Here is a 19,191-nt window from a genome sequence, read left to right as displayed (position 1 = left end):
TCACACTTCTTGCCACACGAGCAATATGCCTTGGCCCTTTGATGCAACCCCGGACGCCGCAAGCGCATCGAGCCACTTGACGGAGATGGAGCGCCGCATGCGCGCCTTTCCTTGGGAGACCACCGCCGTCGGTCCGGTCGGCGGCTGGCCGCACAGCCTGAAACAGGCCGTCCGCACCGTGCTCGACCTGCGCCTGCCAGCCTATCTCGCTTGGGGCGATTCCTACGTCCAGTTCTTCAACGATGCTTATGTACCCATCCTCGGGGACAAGAACGACGAGGCCCTCGGCAAGGATTCGCGTGCTACCTGGGCCGAGATCTGGCCGACGATCGGCCCGATGTGGCAGCAGGTGCGGAAGGGCGAGGCGCTAGGCTCCGAAGGGATGCCGCTGACGATCAACCGCTTCGGCTATTTCGAGACCTGCTACTTCAGCTACTCGTACAGCCCGATTTACGGCGACGCCGGCACCGTCGAGGGTGTGCTGGTTACCTTCGCCGAGACAACCAAGGCCGTGCTGGGCGAACGACGCCGGGACTACCAGGTGAAGCTGGCCGACACCCTGCGCCGCGAAACCGAATTCGGCCCGATGCTGAAGGCGACCATTCGCCTGACCAGCGAATACTTCAGCGGCTCCAACGTCGCCTACGTCGAGCTGGACGAGCAAAAGCGCACCTTCACCGTCAAGGAAGAATGGAAGGACGGCGTCGAAACCGGTGGCGCCCAGGGCACGCTGCCGATCGACATGCTGTCCCCAAGCCAGCTCGACGCGCTGCGCGCCGGCACCACCATCTGCATCGACGACGTCTCGACCGATCCGGACTGCGCGGCCGTCGCCAAGCCCTGCCTGATGCTCGGCATCCGTTCGGTGATCGTCATCCCGCTCAAGGATGGCGACCGCCTGCATGGCGCCGGCTTCCTGTACAAGGACCTTGCCTACCGCTGGAACGAGGACGACCGGACCCTGGCCGAAGACCTGGCGCGCCGTACCTGGGAGGCCCTGCGCCGCATCCGCGCCGAGGAAGCCCTGCGTGAAGAGACGCGCATGCTCGAACTCCTGAACCGGGCCGGCAAGGTGCTGGCCTCCACGCTCGACATCGACACGCTGCTGCAGGCGATCACCGACGCCGCCACCGAACTGACCGGCGCCGAATTCGGCGCCTTCTTCTACAACGGCAAGGACGCCAACGGCGACGCCTACCTGCTCTACACGCTGAGCGGTGCGCCGCGCGAAGCTTTCGAGCAGTTCGGCCACCCGCGTCCGACGGCCGTCTTCAGTCCGACCTTCGAAGGCGCCGCGCCGATCCGCAGCGACGACATCACCAAGGACCCGCGCTACGGTCGCATGGGCCCGCACCATGGCATGCCGAAAGGGCATCTGCCGGTGCGCAGTTATCTGGCTGCCTCGGTCTGCTCGCGTTCAGGCGACGTACTGGGCGGCCTGTTTTTTGGCCATTCGCAGCCGAAGATGTTCGACGAACGCACCGAACAGCTGATCACCGGCTTCGTGTCCCAGGCCGCGGTGGCGATCGACAACGCGCGCCTGTACGACCTCGCCCAGCGCGCGGCGAAGGAGCGCGAAGGCATCCTGGCCAGCGAGCGCGCCGCGCGCGCCGAGGCCGAGCGCCACAGCAAGATGAAGGACGAGTTCCTCGCCATGCTGGCGCACGAGCTGCGAAATCCGCTGGCGCCGATCACCAATGCGGCCCAGCTGCTCAGGATGCCGACCGTGGACGAGAACCTGCGCCTCAAGGCCGGCAACATCATCTCGCGCCAGGTGCGCCACATGACGGAGCTGGTGGACGACCTGCTGGACGTCTCGCGCGTCACTCGCGGCCTGGTCAAGCTGGAGACCGAGACGCTGGAGCTGAACACCATGCTGCGCTCCGCCGTCGAGCAGGCGCGCCCGCACATCGAAGCCAAGAACCATGTCTTGAGCGTGGAGGCGCCGCTGCATCCGGTGCTGGTCCGGGGCGACCGCACGCGCCTGGTGCAGGTGCTGGTCAACCTGCTCAACAACGCGGCCAAGTACACGCCGGCGGGCGGACAGGTCACGCTGCGCCTGGAGTCCGGTCCAGAGCAGGCGCGCCTGACCGTGATCGACAACGGCGCCGGCATCGACGCCAAGCTGCTGCCGCACGTGTTCGACCTGTTCACCCAGGCCGAGCGCACGCCGGACCGCTCGCAGGGCGGCCTCGGGATCGGCCTGGCCCTGGTGAAAACCATCGTCCACATGCACGGCGGGCAGGTCGAGGCGCACAGCGACGGCCCCAACCTCGGCGCCTCGGTATCGGTGCTGCTGCCGCTGGCCACCGCGCTGGATGGCGCCGCCGCGCCTGCGCCGCTGCACCTGCATACCCGCACGCAGCAGGTCGCGCCGTGCACGCTCACCATCGTCGACGACAACGTCGATGCGGCCCAGTCGCTGGCGGTGCTGCTGCGCGAGCAGGGGCATACCGTGCACGTCTTCGACGGCGCCATGCGCACGCTCGCCTCCAGCGAGATCGCGCATACCCAGGCCTTCATCCTCGACATCGGCCTGCCCGACATGACCGGCTACGAACTGGCGCGCCGCCTGCGCCGCGACCATCCGGGCGCCAGTTTCATCGCACTTACCGGCTACGGCCAGGCGCGCGACCGCGACCTGTCGAAGCAGGCCGGCTTCGACCACCACCTGGTCAAACCGGTGGAATTCCGGGCACTGGCCGACATCCTGGCCCAGCTGCCGCAGTGCCGGCCGGCGCTTGACGAGGAACAAAAAGCTGTGGCGCAGGAAGCGGATATTGCAGGCATAAGCTGATTGCGTTTGACTTTGTTGCTATAACTCAGCAATATTGTTGAATCTTCGACATCTTTACCTGAGCTGTGTCCCGTAAAAAGAACAGTCGCCAGTGGGCGCGCCTGCGAATCCTGTGTTCCGGCGGCCTGCACCTGATGACCCTCATCCCCGATGCGCTGGACCTGGTGCGCGAGCTGATTCCCAACAGCGCGTCCCAGCTGTTCCTGCTCGCCCAGCAGTCGCCCGAAGACCTGCACGAGGCCAACGTACTGGGCGTGCTGCCGCCGCCCAACGGCTACTTCTATGGCGACTCGGTGGACTTCGGCATGCCCCCGGCGGAGGCGCGCGCACGCGCGGCCCACGTGCTCGAAGCGCGCCTCGGGCCGGCCGCGAATCCGGTCGGCACCCTGACCCTGCTGCGCGACGACGGTCCGCCCTTCGACATGGACGACGAGGAAGACCTGGGACGCGTCGCCAATTACTTCGACCATGCGCTGCGCAATGCGGCCGTGGCCGGCAACGGCTTGTCAGGGGTGATCGAGGACGAGGCCATGCTGCTGGCCACCACCAATGGCGACATCCTGTTCCTGAGCGATTCGGCCGGCGCGCTGCTCGGCCAGCTGGCCTCGCAGGAGCAGCAGGTGTTCGACCGCCGCAGCCTGCCGCCGTTCTGCCTGCGTCTGGTGGAGTCGGTGGTGTACGGCGAGCGCTATCCGTGGCGCCTGCCGGCGGGCACCCTGGAGCTGGCCGGCGGCGTGCTGGAAGCGCGCGCGCAGTGGATGAGTGCCGGTTCCTATGACGCCATCCATAGCCGCACCGTCGGCATCTTCCTGAAGTTCGTGGTGCCGATGCCGCTGCGGATCTGGCGTGCGCTGGGCAGCGTCGAATTGTCGCCGCAGCAGATGGAAGTGGCCTTCTGGATGGGCCTCGGCGGCGGACGCGAAGCGGCCAGGAGCCGCATGGACGTCAGCGACGCCGTGCTGCGCGACTGCGTCAAGGCGGTCTACGAGAAGTTCGGCTGCACGTCAGAAGCCGGGCTGCTGGCCATTCTGCGTCCCGTAGTCTCGCGCATGTAAGCCGGCTGGCTGGCTCCACTGTCGGTAAATTTAACACCCTGGCCGCCGGGCTGGCCCGCCGCAGGCGCAAGTGGCTGAAAGTATAGAAATATTTATTGCTGGCATTGATTTTGCTATCCCTCTGCTCATCAATAAAAACCTGAGGAGAGATCCATGTCGATCAAGCGTCTGCTGATGTCCACTTTTGCAACTGTCCTTCTTGCCGCAGCCGGCAGCGCCTCCGCCGCGCCGTTGCTGCAGTATGCCAGCACGGTCAAGGGGTTCAGCTCGGAATACGGCACCGGCGACAACAGCTGGAGCTCGCGCCAGGTGCTGGGCGCGCCGAACACCTTCGGCTATGGCGACATCGGCACCTCGTGGGCGCCGCGGCCGCGTGACGGCACGCTGGAGTACATCTCGGTCGGCTTCGACACCGCCGTCTTCGCCACCGGCGCCACCATTCGCGAAACCTGGGGTAACGGTTTCGTGTACCAGGTCGACCTCATCGATACCCTCGGCAACCTGCACCAGGTCTGGAGCGGCGTCGACCCCAGCACCGCTGGCGCGCCCTACGATTTTTCGATCTCGTGGGATGCCACCGCCTTCCTCGTCAATGGCCTGAAGGTGTACGTGAACACCTCGCTGTCCGGCGATTGGGAAGAAATCGACTCGATCCAGCTGGCCGGCAATGCACCCGCCCAGGTGCCCGAGCCGACGTCGCTGGCCCTGATGGGCGCCGGCCTCGCGCTGTGCGGCGGGCTACGCCGCCGCCGCCGCGCCTGATTCGCCACGCACGCTTGCGCAGGAAGCAAATGCCCCGGCCCGTGCCGGGGCATTTGCTTTGGGCTGCGTCCCCGTTCCCGGTGGACATCCCCCACGACAGGGGGTGGAATGCAGTTGTTTCATTTTTTATCATACCGTCCATACCCACATGAGGACGACACGATATGAAACCGCATTCCCTGATCGCCGCGGCGCTGCTGGCAGCCGCTGGCGCCAGCCACGCCGGGCTGATCCACCAATACGAGCTGAATGGCAAGCTGAACGACGCGAAGAACGGCGACCCCTTGATTGCGCTCGGCGGCACCCTGGGCCCGAGCGGCTATGCGTTCACCGAGAACAAGGGGCTGGCGCTGCAGTATGCGCTCGGCTCGGTATATACGATCGACATGGTCTTCAAGCTTTCCAGGAATGATCTCAACTACCAGCGCCTGCTGAATTTCCAGTATGCGACGACACCGGACGACGGCATGTACGTCTCGACCGACCACTTCTGCTTCTACCGGGGCAGCTGCCTCAACGGCGCGACCTTCGCGCCGCAGCAGAGCATGCGCCTGACCCTCACCCGCGACAGCAACGCGCTGGTGACTGCCTACTACAACGGTGCGGAGATGTTCAGCTTCGACGACAGCAGCGGCATCGGCCAAGCCAATCTGGCTGGCGACCGCAAGCTGAGCTTCTTCAAGGACAACGGCGCCGGCGAATACGCCACCGGCTCGGTCGACTTCATCCACCTCTACGACAACGCGCTGACGAAGCAGGAGGTCGCCGCGCTCGGTTCCGCCGACGTGCCGGAACCGGCATCGGTCGGCCTGCTCGGCGCCGGCCTGGCGCTGCTCGGCTGGACGCGCCGCCGCCGGCAGTGCGCCGCATAAGGAGCCGCTCCGGAACATCCCCCATCCAAGGGGATGGAATACACTTGCGGGACTGCTTATCATCTCAACTACACAAAGGGGTTTGACATGAACATTCGATGGATGTGCGCCGTCCTGCTGGGCGCCACCTGCGCCGTTGCCAATGCCGCCGACATGAAGGTCACCATGAAGATGGCGACCGACAAAGGAGCGGGCGCTGAGGTCGGCACCGTGACCATCAGCGAGACGCGCCATGGCCTCGTGTTCACGCCGGCGCTCACCGGGCTGCCGGCTGGCCTGCATGGCTTCCACGTGCATGAAAACGGCAGCTGCGGTCCGAACCAGAAAGACGGCAAGACGGTGCCCGCGGGCGCCGCCGGCGGCCACCTCGATCCCAACAAGACCGGCAAGCACGGCCTGCCTTGGGGCGAGGGCCACCTCGGCGACCTGCCGGCCTTGAGCGTCGACGACAAGGGTGCGGCCACCAACCCGGTGCTGGCGCCGCGCCTGAAGCTGGCGGACGTCAAGGGCAAGGCCCTGATGGTTCACGCCGGCGGCGACAACCACGCCGACCACCCGGCGCCGCTCGGCGGCGGAGGCGGGCGGATGGCCTGCGGCGTCATCCAGTAAGCATCGAGCTACTGCCCTGGCCCGCCCTGTGCTGGCTGGACTGAACGAGGCGGCAGCTCCACCTGGGGCACCGGCGTCGCCTGCGCCGCGATGAAGCCACTCAGCGCATTCGACAGATCGTCGAGCACCGGCTTGCCCCAGGCCTTTTCCATCAGCCGGTACTGGCGCTCGATCAGGGGCGCGATCTCGTCGAACAGGCGGTCGCCCTTCGGCGCCAGCCTCACCATCACCCGGCGCGCATCCGCCGCCACGCGTTCGCGCCGCACCAGCTCCATTTCTTCCATGCGCGCCAGCACGCCCGCCATGCTCGGGCTCAGGATCTGGCACAGTTCGCACAGCTCGCGCGGCTCCAGTTGTTCGTGCGCGTCCAGTGCGCGCAGGATGCGCCACTGCTGCTCGGTCACGCCGAAATGGTTCAGCACCGGGCGGAAATGCGACATCAGCGCATCGCGCGCCATCAATAGCTGCTGCGGCAGGTCGCGGTTGGTGATGCGGCGTTGACGGCGGTGGGGGAACAAGGGGAAGACTCCATTCTTTGGTTTGATGAGCTTGACTCGCTAACATATTAGTGATTAACTTACGAACATGTTAGCGAATATCGGCCTGCGCCGGTATCTTTTTTCAAGCGGACGACCGTGATTATCCGAGACAGGCCCTCCGGCCTCAAGCTGTTCCTGCTGCTGCGCGGTTCCGTGCTGCCGCGCATCCTGCCCACGCTCGCCGTCAACGTGGCGATCGCCACCCTGGTCACCTGGTCGCATGGCGACCTGTGGGACCTCAAGATCACGCTCACCACCATTCCCTTCACGCTGATCGGCCTGCCGATCGCGATCTTCCTTGGCTTCCGCAACAACTCGGCCTACGACCGCTTCTGGGAAGGGCGCAAGCTGTGGGGCGAGCTGCTGCTGCGCAGCCGCAACCTGGCGCGCCAGTGCACGGGCCTCATTGAGGGGGACGGGCCGGCCCTGGCCCGTAAGGGCCTGCAAGATGTACGCGTGCGCATGGTCATGCGCGCCATCGCTTATAGCTGCGCGTTGCGCGACATGCTGCGCCACCGTCCGCTCGACCCGCAGCTGGCCGGCCTGCTGCAGCCCCAGGATTTCGCGCAGCTGGAAGGGCAGCGCAACCAGCCGGATGTCCTGATGCGGCAAATGGGCCAGGACCTCGGCCAGTGCATCCGCGACCGCCGCATCGATCCCTGCCTGGCCGCGAACGTCGACCACACCCTGTCGGCGATGACGGCCGCCGCGGCCTCGTGCGAGCGCATCAAGAACACGCCGATCCCGTTCTCGTACTCGGTGCTGCTGCACCGCACCGCCTACCTGTACTGCTTCCTGCTGCCTTTCGGCCTGGTCGACACCATCGGTTTCATGACGCCGGTGGTGGTGGCGATCGTGGCCTATACCTTCTTCGGCCTCGACGCCCTCGGCGACGAGCTCGAAGAGCCCTTCGGGATGGAGGCCAACGACCTGCCGCTGGACGCCATCTGCCGCGCGATCGAGATCGACCTGCGCAGCGCCCTGGGCGACGAACACGTCCCGCCGCCGCTGGAGGCGGTCGATTTTTGCCTGATGTAGTAGAGCCGATTAAGTAGACCCACCGAGGAACCCATGCACCACGATGAACACATCCAGACCGACCGCATCCGCCTGCCGCTGCTGCGCGAGCGCGTCACCAGCGCCGACAAGGCGGCCGAGTGGATCCGCGACGGCATGACCGTCGGGATGAGCGGCTTCACCCGCGCCGGTGACGCCAAGGCGGTGCCGCTGGCGCTGGCCGAGCGCGCGCGCCGCGAACCGCTGAAGATCACCCTGATGACCGGCGCCTCGCTCGGCAGCGACGTCGACAAGACGCTGGCGGAATCCGGCGTGCTGGCGCGCCGCATGCCCTTCCAGGCCGATCCGGCCCTGCGCGCGGCGATCAACCGTGGTGAGGTCATGTTCGTCGACCAGCACCTGTCCGAGACGGTGGAGCTGCTGCGCACGCGCCAGATCGCGCCGGTCGACGTCGCCGTCATCGAAGCGGTCGCGATCACCGAGACCGGCGCCATCATCCCGACCACCTCGGTCGGCAACAGCGCCAGCTTCGCCATCCTGGCCGAGAAGGTGATCGTCGAGATCAACCTGAGCCAGTCGCCGGCGCTGGAAGGCCTGCACGACATCTTCATCCCGCGGCATCGTCCGCAACGCCAGCCGATGCCGCTCATGAACGTGAGCGACCGCATCGGCAGCACCACGATCGACATCCCGCCGGAGAAGATCGTCGCCATCGTCATGACCGAGAAGCACGACAGCGCCTCCACCATCCTTCCGCCGGACGCCGAAACGGCGGCGATCGCCGCGCACCTGACCGGTTTCTTCGTCGACGAGATCGCGCAAGGTCGCCTGACCGAACGCCTGATGCCGCTCCAGGCCGGCATCGGCACCATCGCCAATGCCGTGGTCTCGGGGCTGATCGACGGCCCGTTCAAGAACCTGACGATGTATTCGGAAGTGCTGCAGGATTCGACCTTCGAGCTGTTCGACGCCGGCAAGCTCGATTTCGCCTCCGGCTCCTCGATCACGCTGTCCGAGGCCAAGGGGCGCGAGGTGTTCGGCGACATCGAGCGCTACAAGGACAGGCTGGTGCTGCGCCCGCAGGAGGTGAGCAACCACCCGGAAGTGATCCGGCGCCTCGGCATCATCGCCATCAACACCGCGCTGGAATTCGACATCTACGGCAACGTGAACTCGACCCACGTGTCGGGCACCCACATGATGAACGGGATCGGCGGCTCGGGCGACTTCGCGCGCAACGCCTACTTGTCGGTATTCGCCACCAAGTCGGTGGCCAAGGGCGGCAAGATCTCGAGCATCGTGCCGATGGTCTCGCACGTCGATCACAACGAGCACGACGTCGACATCGTCGTCACCGAGATCGGCCTGGCCGACCTGCGCGGGCTGGCGCCGCGCGAACGGGCGCAACGCATCATCGACAACTGCGTGGCCGAGCCGTACAAGGGGATGCTGCGGGAGTATGTGGAAGAGGCGAACCGGGGAGGAGGGCAGACGCCGCACGTGCTGGAGAAGGCGTTCTCGTGGCACGTGCGGTATCGGGAGACGGGGTCGATGCTGCCGGCGTAGCGGCAGCACCGGAAAAATTACTTCGCCGCCGTACGCGCCTTCCCGAACGGATCCCCTTCCTTCCACGCCGGCGCCTTCGGTGCATCCGCCACCATGCGGCCCAGGTTCAGCGTGAACTGCGCCTGCTGCACCATGCCCGACAGGTCCCAGCTCGGATCGTATTCATCCGTCACCTGGTGGTAGCGCGCACGGTAGGCCTGCTGCTTGGCGTTGCTGGCTTCGACATCCTTCACCCAGCCGTGGCCCGCGCCCACCGAGAATGCCGGCACGCCGGCCTTGGCGAAGCTGAAGTGGTCGCTGCGGAAGTAGCCGCCGCCGAGGTCGGGTTTGGCCGGGGCGATGCTCAGGCCCATGCTCTGCGCGGTGGCGGCCGCCATCGCGCCCAGGTCGGTGCGCTCGCTGCCCGGGGTGTTGACGTCCTTGACCAGGCCGACGAAGTTCAGGCTGTCCAGGTTCAGGTTGGCGACCGTCTTCTCGATCGGCCACAGCGGCTTGGCGGCATAGGCCGCGCTGCCCAGCAGGCCCTGTTCCTCGGCCGCGACCCACAGGAACATCTGGCTGCGCTTGGCCGGGTTGCGCACGGCTTCCTGCGCCATCGCCAGCAGGGCGGCGGTGCCGGAGGCATTGTCGACCGCGCCGTTGAAGATGGTGTCACCCTCGGTGCCCTGCTTGCCCATGTGGTCCCAGTGCGCGCTGTACACCACCAGCTCGTCCTTGAGCGCCGGGTCGGTGCCCGGCACGATGCCGGCCACGTTGAATTCGTTCAGGGTGCGCACTTCGGCGCGCGCCTGGCCCTTCACGCGGGCCTTCAGCGCAACCGGCTTGAAGCCTTTTTCCTCGGCCGCGGCGCGCAGCTTGTCGAGGTCCTGGCCGCCGGCGGCGAACAGCTTGCGCGCGGTGGCGTCGGTCATCCAGCCCTGCAGGCCGGTGCCCAGCTTGCCCTCGGCCAGCTGGAAGCGCTCCGCACTGGCCCAGCTGTTCTGCACCACGCTCCAGCCGTAGGAGGCCGAGGCATCGGTGTGGATCAGCAGGACGCCGGCCGCGCCCTGGCGCGCCGCTTCTTCCAGTTTATAGGTCCAGCGGCCGTAGTAGGTCAGGCCGTCGCCGTTGAAGCGCTTCGGCTCGGCGGCGGTCGGCTTGGGATCGTTCACCATCATCACCAGCACCTTGCCCTTGAAGTCCTGGCCCTTGAAGTCGTCCCAGCCTTCTTCCGGCGCATTGATGCCGTAGCCCACGAAGACCATCTCGGCGTCGAGCGCGTGGTCGGCCTTCGCATCGCCCGGACCCCAGACCCAGTCGGTGCCGAACTGCAGCGGCAGCTTCTTGCCGCCGGCGACGAGGGCGATATTGCTCTTCTGCGGCAGCGAGCGCACGCCGGCGATCTTCACCGGCTGGCGGAAGCTGCCGTTGTTGACGGGCAGCAGGCCGGCTGCGGCAGCCTGGGTTTCAAGGTAGGTGACGGTCAGTTCGCCGCCGCGCTGGCCGGTGCCGCGTCCTTCGACGGCGTCGGACGACAGGAAGGCGAGGTGGGCGCGCAGCGGCGCTTCCTTGACGGTCGCGGCCTGTGCTGGCTGCGGTGCATCGGCTGCAAAGGCCGGGTAGGCCAGCGCCAGGCTGCTTGCGAGGGCGGTAAGGACAACGGAGGAGACGATCTTGTGCATGGCTTCCTGCTGCTTGGGTTGATTGGATGGTGCACGGTGTGCGTCGGCCATTGTATGCCAACTGCTCAGTAAAACCGCAACACATCCGAGGACACCGTCGTGCCGGTGCCCGGCATCCGCGCCGGCGCGCCGGGCGGCAGCAGGTGCTCGGGCAGGCCGGGCATGCGTTCCTCGACGATCACCGCCAGGATGTCGTCCGCCGGGGCGTCGATCGTGAAATGCAGCAGCCCGTCTTCCATCCCGTACAGCGACAGCGACCACGGGCTTTCCTTCGACGTCAGCACGCGTCCGTTGAGGGTCGAGCGATGGGGCTTGGTGCCGGCCACCCACATCTTGATGTGCGGCGCGCGGTTCTTCGAGCGCAGTGTGAATTCCACCTGCCGCATGCCGGGGTTGATGGACGACATGGCCAGCGCCGGGTTTTTGAGCATGTAGGCTTCCGGGAAGGCGATCCGGTCCTCGCGCGGCGCGATCGCGAACCACTGGCGCGGGCTGTGCCAGCCGAACACGTCGACGTAGATCGACGGCTTGTCCAGGTTCGGGAACAGCTGTTTCGACCAGGCGTCGAGCGGCTCGGGAGGAAGCAGCCAGTAGGCGCGCCAGCTGTTCATGTCCTTGAAATAGACCAGGCGGTTCGGCTCGAGCCCTGCACGCTCCGGCGGCGGCAGCGGCGCGGAGGCCTGGCCCGGCAGCGCCAGGCAGCCGGCGAAGGCCAGCGCCGACGCGCCGATGACGACGCGCCCGAGCGGCAGCAGCAGGAACAGGCTGGCAAAGCACAGCATCAGGACCGCCACCAGCAGGGCCGGCAGGTACAGCCCGTGTGGGGCGAAGGCCATCCACGCGTCGCGCAGCACCGGTACGAACAGCAGCAGCACCGGGGCGAGGCCGGCGGCAAGGATGGCCAGGCGCGGCGCGGGCGGGCGCGGCGCCTGCAGCGCCGTGAAGGCCGCGAGCGCCGCGGCCAGCGGCCAGGCCAGCAGCCAGGCGGCGTCGGGCGCTGACAGGAGGGTGAGCAGCAGGGCTACGGCCAGCCAGGTCATCGCCCCCAGGAACACGGAAGCCGCGCCGGTCGCCCTGCGCAGCAGGTAGAGCGCGCCGACGAACAGGCAGGCGCTCGCCACCAGGAACACCAGCGCCGCCGCGCTGTCCTGTGCCAGCGTCAGCGTGGCCAGCTCTTCGCGCCGCTCCCACAGCAGCATGCGCGTCGCCAGCAGGATCAGCGCCATGCCGAAGAAACCCTGCACCAGCGGCGCCACCGTGTCGCCGGACCGCTCCAGCGCCTGGCGGTAGCCGTGCACCAGCATCAGGCAGGCCAGCGCGCCCAGGCCCCAGGACAGGATGGCCGGATGCTGGACCTTGCCCGCCAGCGGCAGGCTGAAATACGCGCGCGGCCGGTAGGCGCCGCGCGCCAGCGGCGCATCGCCGAAATGGCGGGCCAGGCGCAGCATGCTGCCGCCCAGCTGGGCCAGCATGGCCGGATCGAGGCGCTCCACGGTATCGAGACTGCGGCCCTCGAAGCGCCGCCCGGTGTTGGCGAACAGCAGGGCAGGGGCATCGATCGCGGCCAGTGGGCCGACGCGCGGCATGTCCGGCAGCAGCTTGTACAGCCGCGTCATCAGCGACGATCCCGCCACCTCGGGCGCCGCCCGGGCCCAGCCGCGCAGCGCGTCGCCGCCCGCGCCGCTGGCGTCGGCCAGCACCAGCGGCCCGGCGCTGCCGGCGGCGTCGAACCTGAGCGTGAGCCCGACCTGGCGCGCCAGCGCATGCTGCTCGGCGAAGCCCTTGGCGCCCAGGCCGCCGACGTCGTCGCCGTCCGCGAACAGCATCACGATATCGTTGGCATGCGCCGGGCCGGAACGCAGCGCCCGTGCGGTCTCGAGCATGGCTGCCACCTGCGCCGCCCCGCGTGCCGCACCCGGGGTCGCATTGCCGCTGTCGTAATGGCTGGCCAGCAGCAGGGCCGGACGGCGCTGCCCTTCGGGCGCGCTGCCGGGCAGGCGCGCGACGATGTTGTGCACCACGCCGAGCGTCACGCTGGTGCCGCCCCAGTAGCGGATGGTGGTCTTCTGGACCGTGGTCCGCTGCACCGACGCTGCCACACCCATATCGCGCAGCTGCGCCAGGATGTAGTCGCGCGCCTCGGCATTGGCGCGGGTGGCGATCGGCCGTGGCGCCGCCGCCAGTACCGACACGTGGCCCATCATGCGGTCGAGGGGCGGCGGCGCCGTCGGTGCGGATGGGGCGGCGGGGCCAATGGCGGTCCAGGCCAGGACGGCCAGCACCAGCAGGGCAAGCAGGCCGGCCGCCAGCGCGGCCAGGCTCGGGACGCGCGTCGGCGCCGTCGGTATTCCAGCGGTAAGCATTGCTTCTGTCTCCTCGGGCGAAAAAAAGCCCGCGATGAAAGCGGGCGAAGAAGGGAACCGGTGTGTTTATTCCAGTGTCCAGACGTAGGCGATCTGTCCCCAGCCGGCTTCAGCGACGCCATTGTTCATGGCGGGCTTGAACTGGCACAGGCTCAGGGCGCTCAGGGCGGCGCGGTCCAGTTCGCGGTGGCCGCTCGACTTCTGGACCCGTGCATCCTGTACCCGGCCATCGGCGCCGACCAGCAGCGCCAAGGTCACGGTGCCGGTGTCGCCGTTGCGCGCCGCACTGACCGGATAGGCCGGCGTGGCACAGCCATCGGCGTTGGCCAGCACGGCACTGCGCATCTGGCCCGGATTGCTGTTGGCGGGCGCCGGCGGGGCGGGCGGCGCGTCGTTGGCGGAGGGCAGCGCCTGTTCCGGCGCCGGGTCGGGCTCGGTGCTGGCCTGCACCTGTTCTTCGACCGGCGGCGGCGGCAGCTCGACTTCCGTTTTCGGTACCGTGATCTTCGGCTTGACCACCCGCTGCTGGGGCTGAGGCGGTTGCGGCGGGGGCGGCGGCGGCACTTTGGGCTGGATCCAGACCGTGGCGTCCTCGATCAGCTTCGGCAGGGTGATGCTCTTGGAGTTCATCACATTGATGAGGCCCATGGCCACCAGCACGTGCAGGCCGGTGATGACCGCGAACTTGCCGGCTTTGCCGCCGGTTCCATCATTAAGTTGCGTGAAGTGCATGGTGTTCTCCTCTTCTTGTTGGGTCCGGCGACGGGGTCGCAGAACTTTTTGCTTAAGGAAAGATATGCATCTGACAGCTGATGGAATCAATATATGCTAGAGCCTAGCAATATGTAAAGCGCTTTCTTGGTAATTTTACTTCCGGTTGTAAGACTGCTTGGGCCGGGAGGCGATAATGGATGGGTACTCGCGTCACGGCCCGTTGTATGAAATAATCCTCTTATAACCCGCATGCTTTCTGTCGCTTGGCACACAGTTCTGCCAGAGATTGGTAAGCGAATGTAAATGTGCAAATGAGTGCGCCAAACGGCGGGTGATACACAGGAGTGAAAGTCGTGTCCGAACAGAAAAACCCGATCCGCGTGATGCTTGCGGACGACCACCCGATCGTGATGACCGGGTTTGCGATGTCCCTGGAAGCGGCCGGCATGCAGGTGGTGGGTCAGGCCAAGACCCCGAGCGAGGCGGTGGCGCTGTATGCGGCCCAGCAGCCCGACGTCGTCATCCTCGACATGCGTTTCGGCACCGAGCTGACCGGCCTGGATGCCGCGCAGAGCATCTTGAAGGACGACCCGCGCGCCAGGATCATCTTCCTGAGCCAGTTCGACCAGGACAGCCTGATCAAGGAAACTTACCGCATGGGCGCGCACGCCTTCGTCACCAAGGATTGCGATCCGTCCGACCTGGTGACCGCGGTGCGCCACGCGAACGACGGCAAGCTGTACTTCCTGCCGCAGATCGCCTCGCGCCTGGCCAGCATGGCGGTGCGCGGCGACGTGACGCCGCAGTCGCAGCTGGACGAGCGCGGCCTCGAGATCTTCAAGCTGATGGCCGAAGGCATGACCAACGCCGAGATCGCCGAAAAGCTCGACCTGTCGACCAAGACCATCAGCAACATCAGCCAGTCGATCAAGGAAAAGCTGGGCGTGCACCGCCAGGCCAACATCACCCTGCTGGCCGTGAAGCACGGCCTGATCGAGCCTTAAGACAGCGATGCGCCTCCCGACGTCCTTGTGCGCGGCCGTGGCCGCGCTTGCGCTCCTTGCCGGCGTGGCCCAGCCCGTGGGGGCCCAGCCTGCCGACCAGGGGCGCAAGGACGAGGAAGTCACCGGCTTCCGCTTTCAGATCCTGACCGGCGACGACAGCGAGGTCACGCGCCGCATCGCCGAAGACCTGTACAAGCGCCTGGTGCCCACCTTCGCCGCCTTCCGCACCGAACTGGGCCAGCGCCGCCGCATGCTGTACGTGGCAATCGGCCCGGCCGCGCTGCGCGACGCCGTGGCGCGCCGCTGCGACTGCGTGATCATTTCCGCCTTCACCTCCAGCCAGGTCTGGCGCGCGCTCACCGACAAGACCCCGGGCGTGCGCGCCGGCCTGACCACCGCCGTGTATGCCGAGCCGGCGCCGGCCGACCAGCTGCGCCTGGCCGCGCTGCTGTACGGACGGCCGGTGCGGGTCGGCGCCATCCTCGGCGAAGACACCACCTTCCTGCGCCCGGCGCTGGAGGCCGAGGTCGATGTGCAGCCCTTCGCCGCCGGCGACGACATCAACCACACGCTCAACCGCATGACGCGCTCCGAGGTGCTGCTGGCGATGCCCGACGGCGACGTCTACAACCCCGAGAACGTGCGCAACATCCTGCTCTCGACCTACCGCCGCAAGCAGGGCGTGATCGGCTTCTCGGCCGACATGGTCAAGGTCGGCGCGCTGGCCACCACCTATTCCGAGATCGAGGACATCAACACCCAGGTGGCCGAGATCGCGGCCGCCTTCGTCGTCACCGGCAACCTGCCGCCGCCGCAGTTCCCGCGCTACTTCCGCACCGTGGTCAACGAAGGCGTGGCGCGCTCGCTCGACGTGCGCGTGACCGACGGCGCGCGCCGCTTTGCGCACCTGCCGGCGAAACTGCCCGTGCGGCCGGCGGCCAAGCCATGAACCTGCGCTTCTGGCGCGGCTGGAGCATCGGCCGGCGCATGGCCTTCATCACCATGCTGCCGGTGACCTTCCTGTTCACCGCCTTCGTGTGGTACTCGTATTACTCGCATCGCGCGCAGGTGGCCGAGGAGCTGGCCGAGCGCGGGCGCACCCTGGCGCGCGCGCTGGCCGAGACCAGCGAATACAACGTCATCTCGGGCAACCTGTCCGACCTGCGCCTGACCATCAACGGCCTGGTGCAGTCCGACAGCAGCATCTACCGCATCGAGGTGGTGGGCACCGACGGCACCCAGGCGGTCCGGGTCGATTCCGAATCGGCCATCGACGCCCAACCCCACCACTACGAGGCGCCGATCAAGAAGCAGGTGGTGTGGATCAACCTGTTCACCGACAACGGCACGCCGCACGTCTCGGCCTCGAGCGACCTGCGTCCGCCCACCCTCACCACCGAGATCGTCGGCTGGGTGCGGGTGACGATGTCGCCCTCGAACATGATGGCCAAGCAGACCCGCCGCTTCCGCTTCGAGGTGAGCATCGCCGCGCTGGCGCTGGTGGTCAGCGGCGTGCTGGCCTGGGTGCTGGCGCGCTCGCTCACGGTACCGCTGCGCGAGGCGATGGGCGCGCTGAGCCGCATCCGCAACGGCGACTTCCGCGTGCACCTGCCGGTCAATTCCGGCGGCGAGGTCGGCGAGCTGCAGGCCTCGATCGGCGAGATGTCGCTGGCGCTCGACGAATCCAAGCGCGACCTCGAAAACAAGGTGGCCGAGCGTACCCGCGACCTGCTTGCCTCGCGCAACGAGGCGCTGCGCGCCGACGCCGACAAGCGCAAGCTGATCCAGAAGGTAAACTCGATCATCGAGGACGAGCGCAAGAGCATCGCGGTCGAGATCCACGACGAACTGAACGCCTCCCTGATCGCCGCGCGCCTCGAAGCCCAGTCGATCGGCGCGCTCGCCGCCAAGGTCCCGCCGACCCCGGAGATCGAGGAAATCGGGCGCAAGTCGCAGGCCATCACCAAGCTCGCGCTCGACCTGTACGCCAACGGCCGCCGCCTGGTGCGGCGCCTGCGTCCCGAGGTGCTCGACATGCTGGGACTGCACGGCGCGGTGGAAGAGATGGTGCGCCACTACGACGGCAGCGCGGGCTGCGGTTTCGAATTCCACGGCGAGGGCGATTTCTCGCGCCTGTCGAACGAGCTGGCGATCTCCGCCTACCGCATCGTGCAGGAAGCCCTGTCGAACGTGATGAAGCACGCCCACGCCACCTCGGCCCAGGTGCGCCTGGTGCTGGACGAAGGCGCCCAGACCCTGCGCATCGTGGTCGCGGACGACGGCAACGGCTTCGACCCGGCCAGCGCCTCGGAAGGCATCGGCATCATCGGCATGCGCGAGCGCGTGTATGCCGTGCACGGCGTGATGGACGTGCGTTCCAGCCCAGGCGGCGGCACCGTGGTGGCGATCACGCTGCCGCTGCACGCCCCGGTGACCGTCATGCCCGTCCCCTCGGTTTAACCCAACATACATCTACCATGTCCATTGAACTGCTGACGCCCTATGAGAAGGGCAACCTGAACCAGACCACCACGCACGCCGAGTGCATCGCCTGGTATGAAGACCTGGCGCGCCGTTATCCGGGCGTGCTGCGCTTTTACCAGGTGGGCGTGTCGGATGCGGGCGTGCCGATCCACGCCGGTGTGGTGAGCAGCGACGGCGTGTTCGAGCGCGACGAGATCAAGCGCGCCGGCCGCTCGGTCTTCTTCAACAACAACGGCATCCATCCGGGCGAACCGGAAGGCGTCGATGGCTGCATGGCGCTGGTGCGCGATTTCTGCACCCAGCCGGAGCGCCTGGCGGCGCTGGGCAAGACCGTGTTCCTGTTCGTCCCGCTGTACAACGTGGACGGCAGCCTGAATCGCGCCGACACCTCGCGCGTGAACCAGGACGGCCCCGAGCAGTTCGGCTTCCGCGGCATGAGCCGCCACCTCGACCTGAACCGCGACTTCATCAAGTGCGACTCGCTCACCGCGCAGGTGTTCAACAAGCTGTTCACCGCCTGGGACCCGGACGTGATGGTCGACACCCACACCTCGAACGGCGCCGACTACAGCTACACCATGACCCTGATCCACACCCAGCCGGACAAGCTGGGCGGCGAGCTGGGCGACTTCCTGCGCGACACCATGCTGCCGGCGATGTACGCCGACATGGAAGCGCGCGGCTGGCCGACCTGCCCCTACGTGAACCCGGTCAAGGACAGTCCGGACCACGGCATCGCCGACTTCCTCGAGACGGCACGCTTCTCGACCGGCTACGCGGCCCTGCACCACACGATCGGCTTCATGCCGGAGACGCACATGCTCAAGCCGTTCAAGGACCGCTATGAGTCGATGCGCGCGCTGGTCGAGACTGCGCTTTCATTCACGGTGCAGAACGCAGAGCAGATCCAGGCGCTCCGCCGCGCCGCCAAGCAGGCCGGCCGTACGCGCCGCGAATGGCCGGTCCACTGGGCGATGGATGCGGCGAATCCGTCGACCTTCCGCTTCAAGGGCTACGAGGCCGGGTACAAGCCGAGCGTGCTGGGCACCTATTCGCGCCTGTGGTACGACCGCAGCAAGCCATGGGAGCGCGACATCGCCTGGTACAACCGCTTCCCGGCCGACATCCATGTTTCGGCGCCGCGCGCCTACGTGGTGCCGCAGCAGTGGCGCGAAGCGATCGAGCGCCTGCAGTGGAACGGTGTGCATCTGGAATGCGTGGAAGCCGATCGCATGGAAGAGGTGGACTACTACCACGTGGTGTCGGTCAGCTCGCGCCCGAACGCCTACGAGGGCCACATGTTCCATGACGACGTGGTGCTGGAAAAGCGCCGCGCATCGGTGCTGCTGCGTGAGGGTGACTACATCGTGCCGCTCGACCAGGACAATGCGCGTTATGCGGTCGAGACGCTCGAGCCACTGGGCCACGACAGCTTCTTCCGCTGGGGTTTCTTCAACAGCGTGCTGGAAAAGAAGGAAGCGTATTCGGATTATGTGTTCGAGGACCACGCGGCCGAGCTGCTGAACGACGAGGCGGCGCTGGCGGCGAAGTTCGAGGCGTGGAAGGAGGCGAATCCGGGGCTGCTGGGGAATCAGGAAGCGGTGCTGGATTTCATCTTCGCGAATTGCGAGCGCTATCGCGAGCCGGAGTGGCGGCGGTATCCGGTGGTCATGATCGGTTGATCGAGGCAGCGCATCGATTGATTCGCTGGATTACAGGCTGGGGTCCCGGCTGAGGTCCCGGCTGGG

Annotated in this window: 15 protein-coding genes; 11 read left to right on the top strand and 4 right to left on the bottom strand. The window is 67.1% G+C overall.

Annotation, left to right across the window (positions count from 1 at the left end; translation table 11 throughout):
• Window positions 1-97 precede the first annotated feature (97 nt).
• The 5 genes from ACSQ25_RS23245 (at window position 98) to sodC (ending at window position 6,095) form a co-directional block, all read left to right on the top strand.
• Window positions 98-2,797 carry an ATP-binding protein gene (locus ACSQ25_RS23245; protein WP_436107990.1) on the top strand — a complete coding sequence of 900 codons (2,700 nt, stop codon included), beginning with the start codon at window positions 98-100 and terminating at the stop codon, window positions 2,795-2,797.
• A gap of 134 nt (window positions 2,798-2,931) precedes the next feature.
• Window positions 2,932-3,852 carry a helix-turn-helix transcriptional regulator gene (locus ACSQ25_RS23240; protein WP_436107989.1) on the top strand — a complete coding sequence of 307 codons (921 nt, stop codon included), beginning with the start codon at window positions 2,932-2,934 and terminating at the stop codon, window positions 3,850-3,852.
• Between the two features lie 153 nt (window positions 3,853-4,005).
• A complete protein-coding gene (locus tag ACSQ25_RS23235) occupies window positions 4,006-4,614 on the top strand; it encodes a PEP-CTERM sorting domain-containing protein (RefSeq protein ID WP_436107988.1) in 609 nt (202 codons plus the stop codon).
• Between the two features lie 164 nt (window positions 4,615-4,778).
• Window positions 4,779-5,486: a LamG-like jellyroll fold domain-containing protein gene (locus ACSQ25_RS23230; RefSeq protein WP_436107987.1), complete on the top strand. Its 708-nt coding sequence runs from the start codon at window positions 4,779-4,781 to the stop codon at window positions 5,484-5,486.
• Between the two features lie 87 nt (window positions 5,487-5,573).
• Window positions 5,574-6,095, top strand: a complete 522-nt coding sequence (gene sodC, locus ACSQ25_RS23225) for a superoxide dismutase [Cu-Zn] SodC (RefSeq protein WP_436107986.1) — start codon at window positions 5,574-5,576, stop codon at window positions 6,093-6,095.
• An 8-nt stretch (window positions 6,096-6,103) separates the two neighbouring features.
• Here the strand turns inward: sodC and hpaR are convergent, their stop codons facing one another.
• Window positions 6,104-6,613: a homoprotocatechuate degradation operon regulator HpaR gene (hpaR, locus tag ACSQ25_RS23220; RefSeq protein WP_436107985.1), complete on the bottom strand. Its 510-nt coding sequence runs from the start codon at window positions 6,611-6,613 to the stop codon at window positions 6,104-6,106.
• Window positions 6,614-6,730: 117 nt separating this feature from the next.
• Between hpaR and ACSQ25_RS23215 the strand changes: the two genes are divergently transcribed.
• Both ACSQ25_RS23215 and ACSQ25_RS23210 read left to right on the top strand, forming a co-directional pair.
• The gene (locus ACSQ25_RS23215; RefSeq protein WP_436107984.1) at window positions 6,731-7,672 is read left to right on the top strand and encodes a bestrophin family protein; all 942 of its coding nucleotides are present in this window, start codon (window positions 6,731-6,733) and stop codon (window positions 7,670-7,672) included.
• A gap of 33 nt (window positions 7,673-7,705) precedes the next feature.
• Window positions 7,706-9,217, top strand: a complete 1,512-nt coding sequence (locus tag ACSQ25_RS23210; RefSeq protein ID WP_436107983.1) for an acetyl-CoA hydrolase/transferase family protein — start codon at window positions 7,706-7,708, stop codon at window positions 9,215-9,217.
• A 17-nt stretch (window positions 9,218-9,234) separates the two neighbouring features.
• Here the strand turns inward: ACSQ25_RS23210 and ACSQ25_RS23205 are convergent, their stop codons facing one another.
• The 3 genes from ACSQ25_RS23205 to ACSQ25_RS23195 all read right to left on the bottom strand — a co-directional run bounded on the left by ACSQ25_RS23205 (window position 9,235) and on the right by ACSQ25_RS23195 (window position 13,973).
• On the bottom strand, window positions 9,235-10,878 hold the full coding sequence (locus ACSQ25_RS23205) for a M28 family peptidase (protein WP_436107982.1): 1,644 nt from the start codon (window positions 10,876-10,878) through the stop codon (window positions 9,235-9,237).
• A 65-nt stretch (window positions 10,879-10,943) separates the two neighbouring features.
• On the bottom strand, window positions 10,944-13,241 hold the full coding sequence (locus tag ACSQ25_RS23200) for a M28 family peptidase (RefSeq protein WP_436107981.1): 2,298 nt from the start codon (window positions 13,239-13,241) through the stop codon (window positions 10,944-10,946).
• Between the two features lie 66 nt (window positions 13,242-13,307).
• Window positions 13,308-13,973, bottom strand: coding sequence for an energy transducer TonB (locus tag ACSQ25_RS23195; RefSeq protein WP_436107980.1), 666 nt, complete (start codon window positions 13,971-13,973; stop codon window positions 13,308-13,310).
• Between the two features lie 335 nt (window positions 13,974-14,308).
• On the opposite strand from ACSQ25_RS23195, the gene ACSQ25_RS23190 reads away from it, so the two are divergent.
• Genes ACSQ25_RS23190 through ACSQ25_RS23175 form a run of 4 tightly spaced genes read left to right on the top strand, consistent with a single transcriptional unit; the run spans window position 14,309 to window position 19,125 of the window.
• Window positions 14,309-14,959, top strand: coding sequence for a response regulator (locus ACSQ25_RS23190; protein WP_436107979.1), 651 nt, complete (start codon window positions 14,309-14,311; stop codon window positions 14,957-14,959).
• A gap of 7 nt (window positions 14,960-14,966) precedes the next feature.
• The gene (locus ACSQ25_RS23185) at window positions 14,967-15,908 is read left to right on the top strand and encodes a hypothetical protein (protein ID WP_436107978.1); all 942 of its coding nucleotides are present in this window, start codon (window positions 14,967-14,969) and stop codon (window positions 15,906-15,908) included.
• Window positions 15,905-17,419 carry an ATP-binding protein gene (locus ACSQ25_RS23180; RefSeq protein WP_436107977.1) on the top strand — a complete coding sequence of 505 codons (1,515 nt, stop codon included), beginning with the start codon at window positions 15,905-15,907 and terminating at the stop codon, window positions 17,417-17,419. Before ACSQ25_RS23185 ends, ACSQ25_RS23180 begins: the two co-directional genes overlap by 4 nt.
• Window positions 17,420-17,436: 17 nt before the next feature.
• The gene (locus ACSQ25_RS23175; protein ID WP_436107976.1) at window positions 17,437-19,125 is read left to right on the top strand and encodes a M14 family zinc carboxypeptidase; all 1,689 of its coding nucleotides are present in this window, start codon (window positions 17,437-17,439) and stop codon (window positions 19,123-19,125) included.
• Window positions 19,126-19,191 lie beyond the last annotated feature (66 nt).

The organism is Massilia sp. LjRoot122 (assembly GCF_964252725.1).
Lineage (GTDB): Bacteria > Pseudomonadota > Gammaproteobacteria > Burkholderiales > Burkholderiaceae_D > Telluria.
Note: the sequence above shows the minus strand (reverse complement) of the source record. Positions and strands in the feature narration are given on the sequence as shown.